Raw genomic sequence first — 15,827 nt, 5'->3', positions numbered from 1 at the left:
CCCGCTCACGATCCGGTCGTCGGCACCGGCTGCGGCCGCGGCGGGCGGGCCGCGCCGATCCCGGTGGGCACCGCGGTGAGCAGGGTGAACAGCGCAGCCGCCACCTGGACCAGCAACAGCACGTCCCGGAGGGTGGCGGGGCGCTCCACGGTCACGTCCGCCTGCGCGGTCGGCACCGCGACCGCCACCTGGTGCCCCCACGCCGGCACGACCGGCACCGCGCGGCCGTCAACCCGGGCGCGCCAGCCGTCCTCGTACTCGGCGGCCAGCACGAGCAGCCGTCCGGGCACGCCGTCAGACACCCGCACCCGCACGTCGGGCAGCTGCGCGTCCACCGGTGTCACGCCCAGGGTGCTCGTGGGGGCCTGGGACGTCACCGCCTGCCGCGCCACCCCGGGCGGGATCAGCACGACCTGACCACCGGGCTCCAGCAACCGCAAAACGGCCCGTCCGTCGCTGGTCGGCGCGACCGGGGACGCGAGGGCGGGGGCGGTCGCCACGATCGGGCCGGGTTCCGTGCCCGCCGGGAGCACCACGAACAACGCGCCGGACGCCGCGGCGCCGGACAGCGCCGCCCGGATGCGTCCCGGATCGGCACCCGTCAGCGCTTCCTGCCAGCCCGCGAGGCGCGTGGGCGTTGCCGCGCTCACCGCCAGCTGGTCGTCCCCGAACCGGGGCATCCGGCCGCCCGTCTGCATCGCGGGTGTCCCGCCGCCACCGAGCACCAGGACCGACCGGCCGGTGCGCGCCAGCTCGTCGGCCTGGTCCTGCGCGAGCGCCGGGCCGCCGCCGGATCGCAGCGGCCCACCGCTGCCCGCCACCACGAAGGCCACGGCCAGCGTGACGACCAGCGCCGCCCCACCGGCCAGCACGGGTTTGCCGAGGTCGCCTCGGCAGGTGGACAACACGATCCACAGCAGCCCGGCCCCGGCGACCAGCAGCGGCACCCCGGCGAACCCCGCCGACACCGGCCCGCCCTGCAGGGGCGTCACGGTCACCAGCCGCACCAGCGCCAGGCCCGCGATCCCCAGCACCACCACCGCGAGACCCGCCGCGGCCCCGCGCCCGGGCCGCACCGCGAACGCGACCACGGCGGCCAGCAGCACGGCGAGCCCGGCCGGCCACGCCCCGGCACCGCCCGGATCCAGCCCGGCCAGCTCGACGGCAGTGACCGGGTCGCCCGGGCCGCTCAGTCCGTGCAGCACCAGCGCCGGGTGGTTGACCAGCACGACCGGCCACGGCATCAGCAGCGCCAACGGCACCAGCACCACGATGACCACCGCCGCGGCCCGTTTCAGCAACGGCGCGGGCGAGGGCAGCACCACGAACCCGGCAACCAGACCGGTGAGCGCCAGCAGGTGCGCCAGCGGCGAGAACGCGCCGAGCACGGCCAGGCCGAGCGCGCACAACGACGACGAGTGCAGCCAGCGCTGCCCCGGACCGGCCAGCAGACCGGCGATCCCGGCGATCACCGGCGGCAGCAGGATGTGGGCCGCCACGACGTCGAGCCGGCCCTGCGCCACCGCGGCGGTCGCGGCCGGCAGCAGTCCGTAGGCACCGGCGGTCACCGCCCGCACCCACGGCTGCACCGGCAGCCGGCGCGTCGCGAGGTACGCCGACACCCCGGCGAGCGGAGCGTCGGCGATCATCAGCACGGACACGAAACCGTGCGGCGTGCAGAGCGCCCCGAAGATCCCGAGCACCGCCAGCGCGGCCGGCGGCGCACTCGCGGTACCGCCGCCGACGGGGTGCCAGTTCGCGAGGTAAGCCGACCAGACCTCGCTCAGCGAACCGGCCGGCAACAGCCGCCCGCCGGCGAGGTCGAAGCCGAGCCGTCCCGCGTTCACCGAAAGTCCCAGCGCGGCGAGAACCACGAAAATGCCCACCGCTGGGGCGATCCTGGCCACCGTCGAGGCCCTGTCCGGGACGGTCACGTTGTCGGGCAAGGCTTCTCCAGTGGGCGGCGGCGACCGGTGAGGATCTTCTGCCGCGCCAGCCTAGCCGAGCCGGCAGTCACCCCGAGCACCGCAACGAGCACCCGAAGACCTACCACCTTGTTGTGAAGCAGGCGTGAAATCCCTTACACAGCCCGCTTTTTCAGCTTGCGACGCTCCCGTTCGGACAGACCACCCCAGATGCCGAAGCGCTCGTCGTGGGCCAGCGCGTACTCCAGGCATTCGCCCTTCACTTCGCAGCCCTGACAGATTCGCTTCGCCTCACGGGTCGAGCCGCCCTTCTCCGGGAAGAACGCCTCGGGGTCGGTCTGCGCGCACAAGGCGCGGTCCTGCCACTCGGGGGGCTCGTCGTTGTCGAAGAGGTCGACGAGCTCGCCCAGCTCCACCTCCGGGCCTTCTCGCCACTCCACGACGTTCCCCCAATCCCTTCCGCCGGATTCCAACCGCACGTCCGCCTCCTCTGCTTCCACGCACTCCCCAGGCTGGCGGTCTTGCAACGCCGTACCCGTCGCCCCCTTGCAGCAACGAATAACAGCACTGTGATTACACCCGTGTAATGAGGCTAGGTCAAGCGGAGTAGCGAGGTTGGGGGATGCTTCCCGCCCGCTGCGCAAGCGGACACGCCGAACATCAACTCGCCGGGATGCGGGAGACTGGACCACGTGCAACGATCCGCGGTCCGACCCAGTCCCGTCTTCTTCGGCATTCTCGCACTCACCGTGGTGGGTGGCCTACTCGCGACGTTCGGCGAGCCCCGCACCGACGACACCATGACGGTGGCGGGCGTCTTCATCCTCGTCGTCGGCGGATGGGCGCTGTCCCTCACGCTGCACGAGTTCGGGCACGCCTTCGTGGCCTACAAGGGAGGTGACTACGAGGTCGTCTCCAAGGGCTACCTGAACATGGACGTCCGGCGCTACACGGACCCGGTCCTGTCCCTGTTGCTGCCGCTGCTCTTCCTCGTCATCGGCGGGATCCCGCTCCCCGGCGGCGCGGTGTGGATCAACCGGTGGGCACTGCGCAACCGGGCGTTCGCGTCGTGGACCTCGCTGGCCGGCCCCCTGACGAACCTGCTGTTCGGCATCGTGCTGGCCGTGGCGGTGCAGCTGGTGCCGATGCCCATCACCCTGCTGGTGGGACTGTCCTTCCTGGCCCTGCTGCAGATCGCGACGTTCGTGCTGAACATCCTGCCCGTGCCGGGCCTGGACGGGTACGGCGCGATCGAGCCCTACCTGTCCCCCGACGCGCGCGAGTTCGGCGCGAAGGCCCGCCCGTGGGCTCCGCTGATCCTGTTCGCCCTGCTGTTCGCGGTCCCCGCGGTCGGAGCCGCGTTCTGGGAGGTCGTGTACTGGCTCTACGGCGTGTGCGGCGGCAACGCCTACACGGCCCGGCTCGGCGGCCAGACCTTCCAGTTCTGGCGCTAGGCGTCAGGCCGCGCGGGCGAACCAGTCGTCCGCGCGGCGGCGGACCCGTTTGAGCCCGCTGCGCTCACCCAGGTAGTCCCCGACCACACCGACCACCGGCAGCATCCCCACGGCGCGGTGGTAGAACCGGCCGTGCGGACGCTTCTCCAGCTCGCCGGTGATCGCCATGAGCGCGCGGCCCATCCGCCACAGCGTCTTGCCCGCGGACTTGAGTGAGATCCGCCGCGGCCGGTGCTCCATCTGCGAGAACTCGCCGGCCAGCTTCGCGGTCTCGGCGTCCTCCTCGGCCGGGTCGTACTCGTCGTGCTTGCCCGCCGCCAGCGCCGCGTCGATGTCCCGCCCGAACAGTACCCACGCGACCAGCCGCACCTTGTCCCCGGTGTCGCGCACGCCGTACTCCTCCGCGATCGCGGTGAGCAGCAGCGCCTGCGCGGCCGTGCCGAGCGCGTCCTGCACCGGCAGCCGGTCGGCGAGCGCGCCGCCGAGCCCGGGGATCGCGGTGACCAGCGAGGTCAGCCGGCCGAGCCGGTTGACCCACCAGTCCACGTGCCCCGCGCGGTCCGTCGCCTCCCACGCAGCCGATCCCGGCAACCGGATCGACGCGAGCCCTTCCAGGCGGCCGGGCGTGCGCAACGCGTGCAGCACCGGGCCGGACGCGCGCACGACCGGGCGTAGCACGGCGACGACCTGGCGATCGGAAATCGCTTCACCCACGACCGGCAGCACCTCTCTTCGACGGGAGGGCGAGCACGCCGCCCAGGCTCATGGCCGCGGGGAGTGCCCCGCCGGCGATGAGCAGCAACGCCCGCCAGTCCTGCAGCAGCACGAGATCACCGCCGGGCCCGAACAACCCGACGATCACCACCACCAGTACCCACACCACGAGCGGGGCAAACGCCGCACGTGGCGCGACGAGCCGTCCGGCGAGCCGCACCAGCAGCGGGGTGGTGAGCGCCGCGACCAGCGCGGTGACCGGGAACGGGATCGTCCCGGCGACGCGGAGCGGCAGGAAGAACAGCTCGAGCACCGCCAGCAGGGCCGCGTCGATCACCAGCAGAACGAGCACCAGCCTGGACACCTACAGCCCTCCGAACAGGTCGTGCCCGGCACCCTCGGCCGGGCCGTGCACGAGGACGTAGTGCTCGACCTCGCCGATCGGCTGCGCGATGCCGTTGGACAGCGCGAACGCCGGCGGGCGCACGCTGACCTGCGTCTCGTGCGCGGCCAGTGCGGCGATCTTGGCATCGAGGTGACCGCGCACGTCGATCGCGGTGGTGATCTCCTCGTCCGGGGTGGTGGGCAGCTCGCCGTCGGCCGGCAGCCGCCACGGCAGGCCGGGCTCCTCCCGCAACCGCGCCACGCCGCGGGCGAGCGCATCCCGGGAGGCGGCGATGTGGAAGACGCGTCGCACGTACGGGGCATCGGCCGCGGCGATCATGGTTACTGCGTGTGCCTGGACGTGGTCCGGGTGCCCGTACCCGCCGAAGGCGTCGTAGGTGACCACCACCTGGGGGCGCACCTCGTCCAGAACGGCACGCAACTGGGCCGCCTGCTCACGTTGATCTCCTCCGGAAAAGGCGCGCGGGTGCTCCGCCGACGGCGTGCCCGCCATGCCCGAATCACGCCACCGGCCGATACCCCCCAGATAACACTGGCGGGTCAACCCCAGTGCCCGTCCGGCCGCCGCGAGCTCCCCGGACCGGTAGCCGCCGAGCTGGTCCCCCGCCCACGCGCCGAGCTGGTCCAGACCCTTCGGAATGATCTCCCCCTCCTCGCCAAGTGTGCAGGTCACGAGGGTTACGTCGACACCTTCTGCGGCGTAGCGGGCGATGGTCCCACCGGTGGTGATGCTCTCGTCGTCGGGGTGGGCGTGCACGAGGAGAAGCCGGCGGTCAGCGGTAGTGGTCACGGAATCAGGTTAATTCGGCGATTGTGTGGCGTTGCGGTCACAGGCTTGTGACTACTCCTTTCGCGGGGTCCACAAAGTGGGATCCGTCGGTTATTCTCCCCCGAGCTACGCACCGCGCCGTAGCAGGGGATATCCACGAAGGGGTGGCCGTGCGCCGAGTTCCGGGGGGCAGGTCCGGCAACCACGAGCGGTGGCCTATGTCACCCGTTCGAGTGAGAGACCGCGCGTCACTGTTCCATCACAATCTCACGCTGAGTGGCCGCTTGAGCTGTTCCTCTGCCTACGTTGCACGACTACGGTGAGCAAACTCGATCACCTCGACAGTTCGCCGCCACAGGACGAGGCCGCCTCGGAACCCACGACGGCGTCGAGCAAGGAGAATGAATGTTAGGGAAGACGAAGTCACGCGCCGCCGGTATCGGCGCGCTGGCCGCGACCGCAGCGCTGGTCCTCGCCGCGTGCGGCGGTGGCGGTGGGGGCAACAGCGGCGTGCAGACGGGGCAGGCCTTCGCCCAGTGCGACTCCAGCCCGAACACCTGCAACTCGGCCGCCGCCGACCAGTTGCAGGACGGCGGTGACGTCACGATGGCGATCGAGAAGAACATCGCGAACTGGAACGTCACCTCGGCCGAAGGCAACGTCTTCGAGACCGGGATGGTGACCAAGGGCCTGCTGCCCTACACCTACTACACGTCGCCGGACCTCAAGCCGGTCCTCAACCCGGACTTCGTGACCTCGGCGGACATCACCAGCACGAACCCGCAGACGGTGGTCTACAAGCTCAACCCGAAGGCGGTCTGGTCCGACGGCACCCCGTTCAACGCCGACGACTTCATCTACAACTGGAAGGTCCAGAACGGCAAGGACTGCCCGGACTGCGCGCCCGCCAACACCTCCGGTTACGAGCAGATCTCCTCGGTGGTCGGCTCGGACAACGGCAAGACGGTCACCGTGACCTTCGCCAAGCCGTACACCGACTGGAAGAACCTGTGGAGCTCGAGCGGCGCGATCTACCCCGCGCACCTGGCCGCCCAGCACGGTGACCTGAACAGCCCGGCCGGCCTGGCCGAGTCGTACAAGTGGTTCGGCGAGACCGTTCCGACCTGGTCCGGCGGCCCCTGGAAGGTGGACAACTTCCAGAACAACGTGTCGCTGACGATGGTGCCGAACCCGTCCTGGTGGGGCGCCAAGCCGCACCTGTCGCGGGTGATCTTCCGGATCATCACCGACGCCTCGCAAGAGCCGACGGCCCTGCAGAACCACGAGGTGCAGGTCATCTACCCGCAGCCGCAGGTCGACCTGGTCAACCAGGTGCGCAACATCCCGGGCGTGTCCTCCTACATCGGCCTCGGCCTCACCTGGGAGCACATCGACTTCAACCTGAAGAACCCGGCGCTGGCCAACAAGGCACTGCGTCAGGCGCTGTTCACCGCGGTCGATGTCCAGGCCACGATCAACAAGACCGTCGGCCAGTTCACCAACAAGGTGAAGCCGCTGGGGAGCCACAACTTCGTGCCAGGCCAGGAGGGTTACAAGGACGTCGTGTCCGCCACCGGCCAGGGTTCCGGTGACATCAACAAGGCGAAGCAGATCCTCACCGGCGCCGGCTACAAGCTGCAGGGCAACCAGCTGATCGACCCGAGCGGTGCGCCGGTGCCGACCCTGCGCATGCGCTACACGGTGGGCAACCAGATCCGCCAGAACGAGTGCGAGCTGTTCCAGCAGGCCGCTAGCCAGCTGGGCGTCAAGGTCGACATCGTGCCGACCGACTCCCTGGGCAAGACGACCAGCAGCGGTGACTTCGACGTGATCGTGTTCGCGTGGGTCGCCTCGCCGTTCCCGTTCAACAACGCCGCGCAGAACTGGCCCAGCGGGTCCGCCAGCAACTACGGCAAGTACAGCAACCCGCAGGTCGACAGCCTGATCGCGCAGTCCAACACCGAGACCGACCAGGCCAAGGCGACCGACGCGCTCAACCAGGCCGACCAGCTGATGTCCGAGGACGCGTACGTGCTTCCGCTGTACCAGAAGCCGACCTTCATCGCGTCGTACGACAACGTCGCCAACGTTCGCAACAACTCGACCCTCGACGGGCCGGTCTACAACATGCAGGAATGGGGCATCCGGAAGGGCTGATCGCCTGGACGGGAGTACATTACCGAGAAGTAATGTCGGGGGGAGGCCGGCGGCGCCGGTCTCCCCCACCCCCGCCCCTCACTCGTCCACCACAACTCGACAGATCGCGCCGCCCGGTTCCGCCGTCACGAGCGGCGTGCTGGTCGCACTTCAGCAGGAAGACCTCCATGCTCGCCTTCGCCTTGCGCCGGCTGCTCGTGTCGGTGCCGATCCTCGTCCTGTCGACGTTCCTCGTCTTCGTGATGGTGTCGCTGTCGGCCAACCCGCTCGATCCCCTCATCACGCGGAACCCACCCCCACCACCGCAGACCCTGGCTGCCGAAGCCCACCGGCTGCACCTGGACCAGCCGCTCATGGAGCGCTACTGGAACTGGATCACCGGCATCTTCCGCGGTGACTTCGGCCCGTCCGTGAACTCCACGACGGACATCGGGCACGAGATCCTCTCCCGCTTCGGCGTCACCTTCCGCCTGATCTTCCTCGCGATGATCATCGCGCTGATCCTGGCGATCGTCGTCGGTGCCGTGAGCGCCGTGAAGCAGTACTCGAAGCTGGACTACACGGCCACCTTCTTCGGTTTCCTCTTCCTGTCGATGCCCGCGTTCTGGCTCGCGGTGCTCCTCAAGCAGGCCGGGATTTCGATCAACAACAGCACCGGCGGCCAGGTCTTCTACACCATCGGCGCGAGCTCGATCTACGTGCAGGGCGGCTTCTGGGCCCACCTCGGCGACGTACTGGGGCACATGATCCTGCCGACCATTTCGCTGGCGCTGATCTCCTACGCGTCGTGGAGCCGGTTCCAGCGCGGGTCCATGCTCGAGGTGCTCAACAGCGACTACGTGCGGCTCGCCCGCGCCAAGGGCCTGTCGCGCGGCGTGGTGATGCGGCGCCACGCGCTCCGCAACGCCCTCATCCCGCTGACCACGGTCACCGCACTGGACCTGGCGTCCATCATCTCCGGCGCCGTCGTGACCGAGAAGGTGTTCCAGTGGCAGGGCGCGGGCAGCTTCCTGCTCGACGCCATCTCCCAGAGCGACGTGTACGCCGTCGAAGCGTGGCTGCTCATCTCGGCGACCTTCGTCATCCTGTTCAACCTTGTCGCCGACCTGCTGTACGGCGTGCTCGACCCGAGGATCCGCCATGCCTGAGCGCTCAACCACCGAGACCGCCGCGACCGCCCAGCTCGCGGACAACGCGCCGAAACCGCAGGTCGAGCGCGAGTTCACCGTCCGGGAACGCGGCCAGTTCCAGCTCGTCCTGCGCCGGTTCCTGCAGCACCGGCTGGCCGTGGCCAGCCTCGTCCTCCTGCTGCTGATCGTGCTGCTGGCCTACGTCGGCGGCTGGCTGTGGAAGTACGGGCCGGACGACATCACGCCCGACAACTCGCAGCCGCCGTCGGGGGCGCACCCGTTCGGCACCGATGCAGTCGGCAAGGACATGCTCGCGAACGTCCTGCGCGGCACCCAGATCTCGCTGCAGATCTCCGTGCTGGTGGCGATCTTCTCGACGGTCGTCGGCACGATCTGGGGTGCGGTCGCCGGGTACTACCGCGGCTGGATCGACACCGTGCTGATGCGCATCTCCGACCTGGTGCTCACGCTGCCGCTGCTCGCCGTCGCCGCCGTGCTCGCGCACAACGTGGGCGGCAGCTGGTGGCTGATCGCGGTCGTCATCGCCGGCCTGTACTGGGCCTACGTGTCCCGGGTCGCCCGTGGCGTGGTGCTGTCGCTGCGGGAGAAGGAGTTCGTCGAGGCGGCCCGCGCCCTCGGCGCCGGCGACGCCCGGATCATCTTCCGGCACCTCGTGCCGAACGCACTGGGCTCGGTGATCGTGAACGCGACCATCCTGGTGTCCATCGGCATCCTGCTGGAGACCGCGCTGTCGTTCCTCGGCTTCGGCGTGCGGCCGCCGGACACCTCGCTCGGCCTGCTGGTGAGCGCCGCGCAGACCGCGGTCGACACCCGCCCGTGGCTGTTCTACTTCCCGGGCCTGTTCATCATCCTGATCGCGCTGACGATCAACTTCATCGGGGACGGGCTCCGCGACGCGTTCGACCCCCAGCAGACGAAGGTGCGCGCATGACTTCGTTCGACGACCGGACGACGGCCGATCCCGTCCTCTCGGTGGAGGACCTGTCCGTCACGTTCCCCAGCGACGACGGCCCGGTGCAGGCCGTCCGCGGCGTGAGCTACCAGCTCGGCCGCGGCGAGGTGCTGGGCGTGGTCGGTGAGTCCGGTTCCGGCAAATCGGTGACCTCGATGGCGGTCATGGGCCTGCTGCCCCGGACCGCGCGGGTCGAGGGCCGGATTGACTTCAAGGGCCAGAACCTGCTCGAGATCTCCGAGAAGGAGATGACCCGGGTCCGCGGCAGCGGCATCGCGATGGTCTTCCAGGACCCGATGACCTCGCTCAACCCGGTGTACCCGGTGGGCGACCAGATCGCCGAGGCCATCACCGCGCACCACGACGTGCGCCGGGACGTGGCCCGCAAGGAGGCCGTGGAGCTGCTCGACCTGGTCCGCATCCCGAACCCGAAGCAGCGGGCGACGGAGTACCCGCACCAGCTCTCCGGTGGCATGCGGCAGCGCGTGGTGATCGCGATCGCGATCGCCAACCGGCCCGAGGTGATCATCGCCGACGAGCCGACCACCGCGCTGGACGTGACCGTGCAGGCGCAGGTCCTGGACGCGCTGCAGGCGGCGAAGCAGGAGACCGGCGCCGCCATGGTGCTGATCACCCACGACCTCGGTGTCATCGCCGGACAGGCGGACCGGGTGCAGGTCATGTACGCGGGCAAGGTGGTCGAGTCCGGCACGGTCGACGACATCTTCTACACCCCGCGCATGCCCTACACGCTGGGCCTGCTCGGCAGCCTGCCGCGGCTGGACATCAAGACCGACCGGCTCACCCCGATCGCGGGCTCGCCGCCGTCCGTGGTGAACATGCCGCCGGGCTGCCCGTTCAGCCCGCGCTGCCCGATGGCCGCGGAGATCTGCGACCAGGAGGAGCCGGTGCTCGAGCCGACCACCGACGGCCGGCACACCGCGGCCTGCCACTTCAGCGACCAGCTGGCCGGCCGCGAAGCCACTGATCTGTTCAACCCCACCTCGGTCGACGACGTCGACGCGGTGGCCGCGGTGATCCCCGGGGAGAAAACCGAATGAGCGAGAGCGCAACCGGCGTGCTGCCCGAGCAGCACCAGCGGACCCCGGTGCTGTCGGCCCGCAACGTCGTCAAACACTTCCCGGTGCGCAGCGGCGGCCTGATCCGGCGGCAGATCGGCGAGGTCCAGGCCGTGTCCGGGGTGTCGTTCGACATCTTCGAGCGCGAGACGCTCGCCCTGGTCGGCGAGTCCGGCTGCGGCAAGTCGACCACCGCGCGCGTGGTGCTGAACCTGCAACCGGCGACCGGCGGCGAGGTGTTCTTCGAAGGCACCGAACTGCACAAGCTGCACCGCAAGCAGATGCAGACCCTGCGCCGCCAGATGCAGATCGTGTTCCAGGACCCGTACGCCTCGGTCGACCCGCGCATGCCGGTCAACGAGATCATCGCCGAGCCGCTGCGCATCCACGGGCTGTACGAGAAGGGCGGCCGGGAGCGGGTGCGCGAGCTGCTCGCCACGGTCGGCCTGCGGCCCGAGCACGGCAACCGGTACCCGCACGAGTTCTCCGGCGGCCAGCGGCAGCGCATCGGCATCGCCCGAGCGCTCGCGCTGCAGCCGAAGCTGCTCGTGCTGGACGAGCCCGTGTCCGCACTGGACGTGTCCATCCAGGCCGGTGTGCTGAACCTGCTGCAGGACCTGCAGGCGGAGTTCGGCCTGTCGTACCTGTTCGTCTCGCACGACCTGTCCGTCGTCCGGCACATCGCCAACCGCATCGCGGTGATGTACCTCGGCAAGATCGTGGAGACGGCGCCGTCGGAAGAGCTGTTCTCCAACCCGGCGCACCCGTACACGCAGGCGCTGATCTCGGCGATCCCGGTGCCCGACCCGCGCAAGGAGCGCAGCCGGGAGCGGATCGTGATCACCGGTGACGTGCCCAGCCCGGCGAACCCGCCCAGCGGCTGCCGGTTCCGCACGCGGTGCCCCAAGTTCGCGAACGAGCTGTCGGACGCCGAGCGGACGAAGTGCATCGACGAGGAGCCGTTGCTCGTCGACCACGGGCAGGGACACCCGTCGGCCTGCCACTACGCCGAGGCGCGACAGCTGATCTGACGCCGGGCGGCCAACTCACCGCCCGGAACGCCCAACTCAGCGCCCGCACCGGCAAACACGCCGCCCGGAAGGGCAAACACGCCCCCAGCGGCGTGTTTGCCGCTCGTGGCGGCGTGTTTGCCGCTCGTGGCGGCGTGTTTGCCGCTCGTGGCGGCGTGTTTGCCGCTCGTGGCGGCGTGTTTGCCGCTCGTGGCGGCGTGTTTGCTGCTCGTGGCGGCGTGTTTGCCGGTGTGGGGGGTCAGCGGCCGATGCGGGTCCAGTTCACGGCTTCGCCGAACGGGCCCAGCATCGGCGGGCCCGCGGTCAGGCCCGAGATCCCCTGCCCGGTGGCGAGCGTGTCGGCCAGCTGGAACAGCGGGATCGCGATGTGCTGGGCCCACAGCTTCGGCTCCAGCTCGGTCAGCGCCTCCGGCAGCGGTGTCGCACCGGTCAGCGCCTCCTCGATCGCCTTCTGCAGGCTCTCGTCACAGATCGCGGCCGGATTGGCCGGGATCACCGCGACGTTCGCCGACGGGGTGGACTGGCCGGGACGGCACCCGAACGTCGAGGCGAGCACCGTCGCCGGATCACCACCCGCCGGCACCGGCACGACCGCGATGTCGACCCCGACCGCGCCCGTGTTGCCCGTCGGGGTGGTCGAGCCCTGGCTGACCGGCAACGCCAGCAGGTTGGCGAACAGGTCCCGCGGCTGGGGGTTCAGCCGGTTCACCTGAACACCCGCCGCGACCAGCTCGGTGCTCAGCTCCTTGGCCATGCCCGCGTACGGTTCCTGCTGCCCGGGCGAGGCCACGACGAGCGTGAGCGCCTTGCCGTCCTTGCGCCAGATCCCGGCTTCCTTGACGTACCCCGCCTCGGTCAGCAACCGCTCGGCCTTCGCCGGATCCGGCACGCCGTACCCGGCCGGGACGGTCGGCGCGTAGCCGGGCCGCGAGGGGGCCAGCACCTGAGCGTCGGCGCGCAGGCCGGCCGACGGGCCGCCGTCGGCACCCTCGTCGATGAGCTTGCCGCGGTCGACGATCGCCGACACCGCCTCGCGGACGCGGTCGTCGACCAAGGGACCGTTCGCCGGGCGCAGCAACACCTCGGCCAGCCGCGGGCTCGCCACGGTCTGCAGCCGGACAGCCGGGCCGAGCGCCTGGAACTGGTTCAGGCCACTTCCGTCCGTGCGGGAGATGACGAACTGGTCGTTGCCGCTGCGCAACGCACCGGCGAGACCGGCGGCGTCGGAGCGGCGCAGCACGATCTGGTCCACCGCGGCCGGCTTGTCCCAGTACCGTTCGTTGCGTTCCAGGATGATCTCGCCGCGCGCGTTGTCCCGGGTCTTGATCGAGAACGGGCCGCCGTAGGCCGGGAAGCTGTCCTGCAGCGCGCTCTGCCAGCCGCCGGGCGCGTCCTTGAGCAGGTGCTGCGGCAGCAGGTTCGAGAACAGCGTCTTCCATCCGGGGTAGGGCTGGGAGAACGTCACCTGGACGCCCTTGCCGCCCTCGCTGGGCTGGATGTTGCTGATCAGCCGGTACCCGGCGGGTTGCACGGCACCGGGCTGATCGCGCATCGAGTCGGCCAGGTAGACGAAGTCCTCCACCGCGATCGGCGCGCCGTCGGACCACGAGGCGTCCGGCCGGATCAGGTAGGTGACCGTGAACGGCTCGGTCGAGGTGACCTCCGCCGAACGCATCAGCGTGGTGTCGAGCCGGTATTCGCCCTGCTCGTCGGGCCGGAACACCGACGGCAGCATCATCTGCGCCAGCGCGGTGGTGATCGTCGACTGGTCGGCGAGGTTGTGCGGGTTGTAGCCGCCCCCGATGTCGTCCACGCCGATCACGATCTGCGAGGGGGCCGGCACCGCGGGGGTCGACGACTGGGCCACCGGTGACGTCACGACCGGGTGCGGCGGGGTACTGGTGCAGGCGGCCAACGCGGTCAGCAGCACCGTGATCAGTGCCGCCGCTTTACCGCTCGTCCGCACGCTGCCTCCCTGATGAGCCCATGATGGTGTCACAAGGCCACTGGCCGCGGTACCGAGAGTGCCAGACCGGCCGGCACGCGCTGTCACCGGATCAGGTACCGCCGAAAGGAGGACGTCGCGGAGAGTGCCGGGGTTCCCCTCCCCGACGAAAACAGGGGACGTCCATCCCGTGAACGTCCCCTGTCACGGCCGGGCGGAATCAGCCGCGCGACCTGGCGCGCGACCGCTCCTTGGCCCGCTGCGTCATCTCCAGCGTCACCTTCCGCACCCGCACCGCGTTCGGCGCGACCTCGACGCACTCGTCCACGGCGCAGAACTCCAGCGCCTCCTCCAGGCCGAGCTTGCGCGGGCGGGCCAGGCGCTCCAGCTCGTCACCGGTGGACGAACGCATGTTGGTGAGCTTCTTCTCCTTGGTGATGTTGATGTCGAGGTCCTCCGCGCGCGGGTTCTCGCCCACGACCATGCCCTCGTACACCTCGGCGCCCGGCTCGACGAAGAACGTGCCGCGGTCGGCCAGCTGGATCATCGCGTACGAGGTCACCGGGCCGGACCGGTCGGCGACCAGCGAACCGCTGTGCCGGGTGCGGATCTCCCCGGCCCACGGGTGGTAGCCCTCGAACACGTGGTTCGCGATGCCGGTGCCGCGGGTCTCGGTCAGGAAGTCGGTGCGGAACCCGATCAGGCCGCGCGCCGGCAGCACGAACTCCAGCTTGATCCGCCCGGTGCCGTGCCCGGTCATGTCCTCCATGCGGCCCTTGCGGGCGGCGAGCAGCTGGGTGACCGCGCCGAGGTGCTCCTCCGGGATGTCCAGCGTCAACCGCTCGAACGGCTCGTGCAACTTGCCGTCGATGGTCTTGGTGACCACCTGCGGCTTCCCGACCGTCAGCTCGAAGCCCTCACGGCGCATCTGCTCGACCAGGATCGCCAGTGCCAGCTCACCGCGGCCCTGGACCTCCCAGGTGTCCGGGCGCTCGGTGGGCAGCACGCGGATCGAGACGTTGCCGATCAGCTCCTGGTCCAGCCGGGCCTTCACCAGCCGCGCGGTGACCTTGTCCCCGCCGTTGCGACCGGCCAGCGGCGAGGTGTTCACGCCGATCGTCATCGAGATCGCCGGCTCGTCGACGGTGATCCGGGGCAGCGCCACCGGGTCGTCCACGTCGGCCAGCGTGTCGCCGATCGTGATGTCCGGGATGCCGGCGATCGCGACCAGGTCACCCGCCGACGCCTCCTGCGCCGGCACCCGCTCCAGGGCTTCGGTGACCAGCAGCTCGGAGATGCGCACGTTCTGCACCGAGCCGTCCTCACGCAGCCACGCGACGGTCTGGCCCTTGCGGAGCTTGCCGGCGTGGATGCGGATGAGCGCGATGCGGCCGAGGAAGTTGGACGCGTCGAGGTTGGTCACCAGGGCCTGCAGCGGGCGCTCCGGGTCGGCCTTGGGCGGCGGCACGTGGCGCAGCAGGACGTCGAACAGCGGGTCGAGGTTCTCGCTGTCGGGCAGCGCGCCGTCGGCGGGCTGCTCCAGGCTGGCCTTGCCGGCGCGCGCCGAGGCGTAGATCACCGGCAGGTTGAGAACGGAGTCGAGATCGGTGTCTTCCAGGTCCTCGATGTCGCCCGCCAGGTCGAGCAGCAGATCGTGGGTCTCCTCGACGACCTCGGCGATGCGCGCGTCGGGGCGGTCCACCTTGTTGACCACGAGCACGACCGGCAGGCCGGCCTGCAGCGTCTTGCGCAGCACGAACCGGGTCTGCGGCAGCGGACCCTCGCTCGCGTCGACCAGCAGCAGCACACCGTCGACCATGGCCAGGCCGCGCTCGACCTCGCCGCCGAAGTCGGCGTGGCCGGGGGTGTCGATGACGTTGATGGTGACCGGGCCGTCCGGGGTGTCCCGGCGGATGGCGGTGTTCTTGGCGAGGATCGTGATGCCCTTTTCACGTTCCAGCTCGCCCGAGTCCATCACCCGGTCGACGACCTCGGCACGTTCACCGAAGGCGCCGGACTGCCGCAACATGGCGTCGACCAGGGTCGTCTTGCCGTGGTCGACGTGCGCGACGATGGCGACGTTACGCAGGTCGGTGCGGACCTTCTCGGCGGTTGCTGTGGGCACGCGAGGGCTCCTGAACATTTCGAAGGGATGAATCGCGGGCCCGCTGTGGCATACGCGATCCCGTTCAGGATACCTGGTGCCCCGCTGTGACCAGGCCCACGGTGGTAGAACACTTAGGTT

The 15,827-nt window shown here is 70.2% G+C and carries 13 protein-coding genes; 6 read left to right on the top strand and 7 right to left on the bottom strand.

All coding sequences use genetic code 11. The features are described 5' to 3' along the window. Positions 1–5: 5 nt before the first annotated feature. Together FHX46_RS06100 and FHX46_RS06095 are read right to left on the bottom strand one after the other, a co-directional pair. Positions 6–1,886, bottom strand: a complete 1,881-nt coding sequence (locus FHX46_RS06100) for a hypothetical protein (RefSeq protein WP_313886043.1) — start codon at positions 1,884–1,886, stop codon at positions 6–8. Between the two features lie 194 nt (positions 1,887–2,080). Further along, the gene (locus FHX46_RS06095; RefSeq protein WP_208400690.1) at positions 2,081–2,335 is read right to left on the bottom strand and encodes a WhiB family transcriptional regulator; all 255 of its coding nucleotides are present in this window, start codon (positions 2,333–2,335) and stop codon (positions 2,081–2,083) included. Between the two features lie 282 nt (positions 2,336–2,617). Here FHX46_RS06095 and FHX46_RS06090 point away from each other — a divergent pair, with 282 nt between their 5' ends. Next, complete coding sequence (locus FHX46_RS06090) at positions 2,618–3,379, top strand: site-2 protease family protein (RefSeq protein WP_167111428.1); 762 nt, start codon at positions 2,618–2,620, stop codon at positions 3,377–3,379. Between the two features lie 3 nt (positions 3,380–3,382). On the opposite strand, the gene FHX46_RS06085 is transcribed toward FHX46_RS06090, so the two are convergent. From FHX46_RS06085 to mshB, 3 genes are read right to left on the bottom strand one after another with little or no spacing between them, the layout of a single operon-like run. Continuing rightward, entirely contained in the window at positions 3,383–4,093 is a 711-nt protein-coding gene (locus FHX46_RS06085) for a hypothetical protein (RefSeq protein WP_313886042.1), read from the bottom strand. Beyond that, complete coding sequence (locus tag FHX46_RS06080) at positions 4,086–4,457, bottom strand: hypothetical protein (protein WP_167111425.1); 372 nt, start codon at positions 4,455–4,457, stop codon at positions 4,086–4,088. Before FHX46_RS06080 ends, FHX46_RS06085 begins: the two co-directional genes overlap by 8 nt. Then, positions 4,458–5,288, bottom strand: a complete 831-nt coding sequence (gene mshB, locus FHX46_RS06075; RefSeq protein WP_167111423.1) for an N-acetyl-1-D-myo-inositol-2-amino-2-deoxy-alpha-D-glucopyranoside deacetylase — start codon at positions 5,286–5,288, stop codon at positions 4,458–4,460. A 384-nt stretch (positions 5,289–5,672) separates the two neighbouring features. On the opposite strand from mshB, the gene FHX46_RS06070 reads away from it, so the two are divergent. The 5 genes from FHX46_RS06070 to FHX46_RS06050 all read left to right on the top strand — a co-directional run bounded on the left by FHX46_RS06070 (position 5,673) and on the right by FHX46_RS06050 (position 11,637). Then, positions 5,673–7,424 (top strand): ABC transporter family substrate-binding protein, encoded by a 1,752-nt coding sequence (locus tag FHX46_RS06070; RefSeq protein ID WP_167111421.1) that lies wholly within the window; start codon positions 5,673–5,675, stop codon positions 7,422–7,424. 167 nt (positions 7,425–7,591) lie between these two features. Next, positions 7,592–8,572: an ABC transporter permease gene (locus FHX46_RS06065; RefSeq protein WP_167111419.1), complete on the top strand. Its 981-nt coding sequence runs from the start codon at positions 7,592–7,594 to the stop codon at positions 8,570–8,572. After that, the gene (locus FHX46_RS06060; RefSeq protein WP_167104684.1) at positions 8,565–9,506 is read left to right on the top strand and encodes an ABC transporter permease; all 942 of its coding nucleotides are present in this window, start codon (positions 8,565–8,567) and stop codon (positions 9,504–9,506) included. Before FHX46_RS06065 ends, FHX46_RS06060 begins: the two co-directional genes overlap by 8 nt. Continuing rightward, positions 9,503–10,588, top strand: a complete 1,086-nt coding sequence (locus FHX46_RS06055; RefSeq protein WP_167111417.1) for an ABC transporter ATP-binding protein — start codon at positions 9,503–9,505, stop codon at positions 10,586–10,588. Before FHX46_RS06060 ends, FHX46_RS06055 begins: the two co-directional genes overlap by 4 nt. After that, positions 10,585–11,637, top strand: a complete 1,053-nt coding sequence (locus tag FHX46_RS06050) for an ABC transporter ATP-binding protein (protein ID WP_167111415.1) — start codon at positions 10,585–10,587, stop codon at positions 11,635–11,637. Before FHX46_RS06055 ends, FHX46_RS06050 begins: the two co-directional genes overlap by 4 nt. 238 nt (positions 11,638–11,875) lie before the next feature. On the opposite strand, the gene FHX46_RS06045 is transcribed toward FHX46_RS06050, so the two are convergent. Both FHX46_RS06045 and typA read right to left on the bottom strand, forming a co-directional pair. Further along, positions 11,876–13,603: an ABC transporter family substrate-binding protein gene (locus FHX46_RS06045; protein ID WP_390622587.1), complete on the bottom strand. Its 1,728-nt coding sequence runs from the start codon at positions 13,601–13,603 to the stop codon at positions 11,876–11,878. A gap of 199 nt (positions 13,604–13,802) precedes the next feature. Next, the gene (typA, locus tag FHX46_RS06040; RefSeq protein ID WP_208400023.1) at positions 13,803–15,725 is read right to left on the bottom strand and encodes a translational GTPase TypA; all 1,923 of its coding nucleotides are present in this window, start codon (positions 15,723–15,725) and stop codon (positions 13,803–13,805) included. Positions 15,726–15,827 lie beyond the last annotated feature (102 nt).

The sequence above is a fragment of the Amycolatopsis viridis genome (assembly GCF_011758765.1).
Classification (GTDB): Bacteria; Actinomycetota; Actinomycetes; order Mycobacteriales; family Pseudonocardiaceae; genus Amycolatopsis_E; species Amycolatopsis_E viridis.
Note: the sequence above shows the minus strand (reverse complement) of the source record. Positions and strands in the feature narration are given on the sequence as shown.

Excerpts from the sequence above, each read along its gene's own strand:
- FHX46_RS06050 (WP_167111415.1), top strand. The coding sequence starts at position 10,585 with ATGAGCGAGAGCGCAACCGGCGTGCTGCCCGAGCAGCACCAGCGGACC.
- FHX46_RS06055 (WP_167111417.1), top strand. The coding sequence starts at position 9,503 with ATGACTTCGTTCGACGACCGGACGACGGCCGATCCCGTCCTCTCGGTG.
- typA (WP_208400023.1), bottom strand. The coding sequence starts at position 15,725 with ATGTTCAGGAGCCCTCGCGTGCCCACAGCAACCGCCGAGAAGGTCCGC.
- FHX46_RS06070 (WP_167111421.1), top strand. The coding sequence starts at position 5,673 with ATGTTAGGGAAGACGAAGTCACGCGCCGCCGGTATCGGCGCGCTGGCC.
- FHX46_RS06065 (WP_167111419.1), top strand. The coding sequence starts at position 7,592 with ATGCTCGCCTTCGCCTTGCGCCGGCTGCTCGTGTCGGTGCCGATCCTC.
- FHX46_RS06060 (WP_167104684.1), top strand. The coding sequence starts at position 8,565 with ATGCCTGAGCGCTCAACCACCGAGACCGCCGCGACCGCCCAGCTCGCG.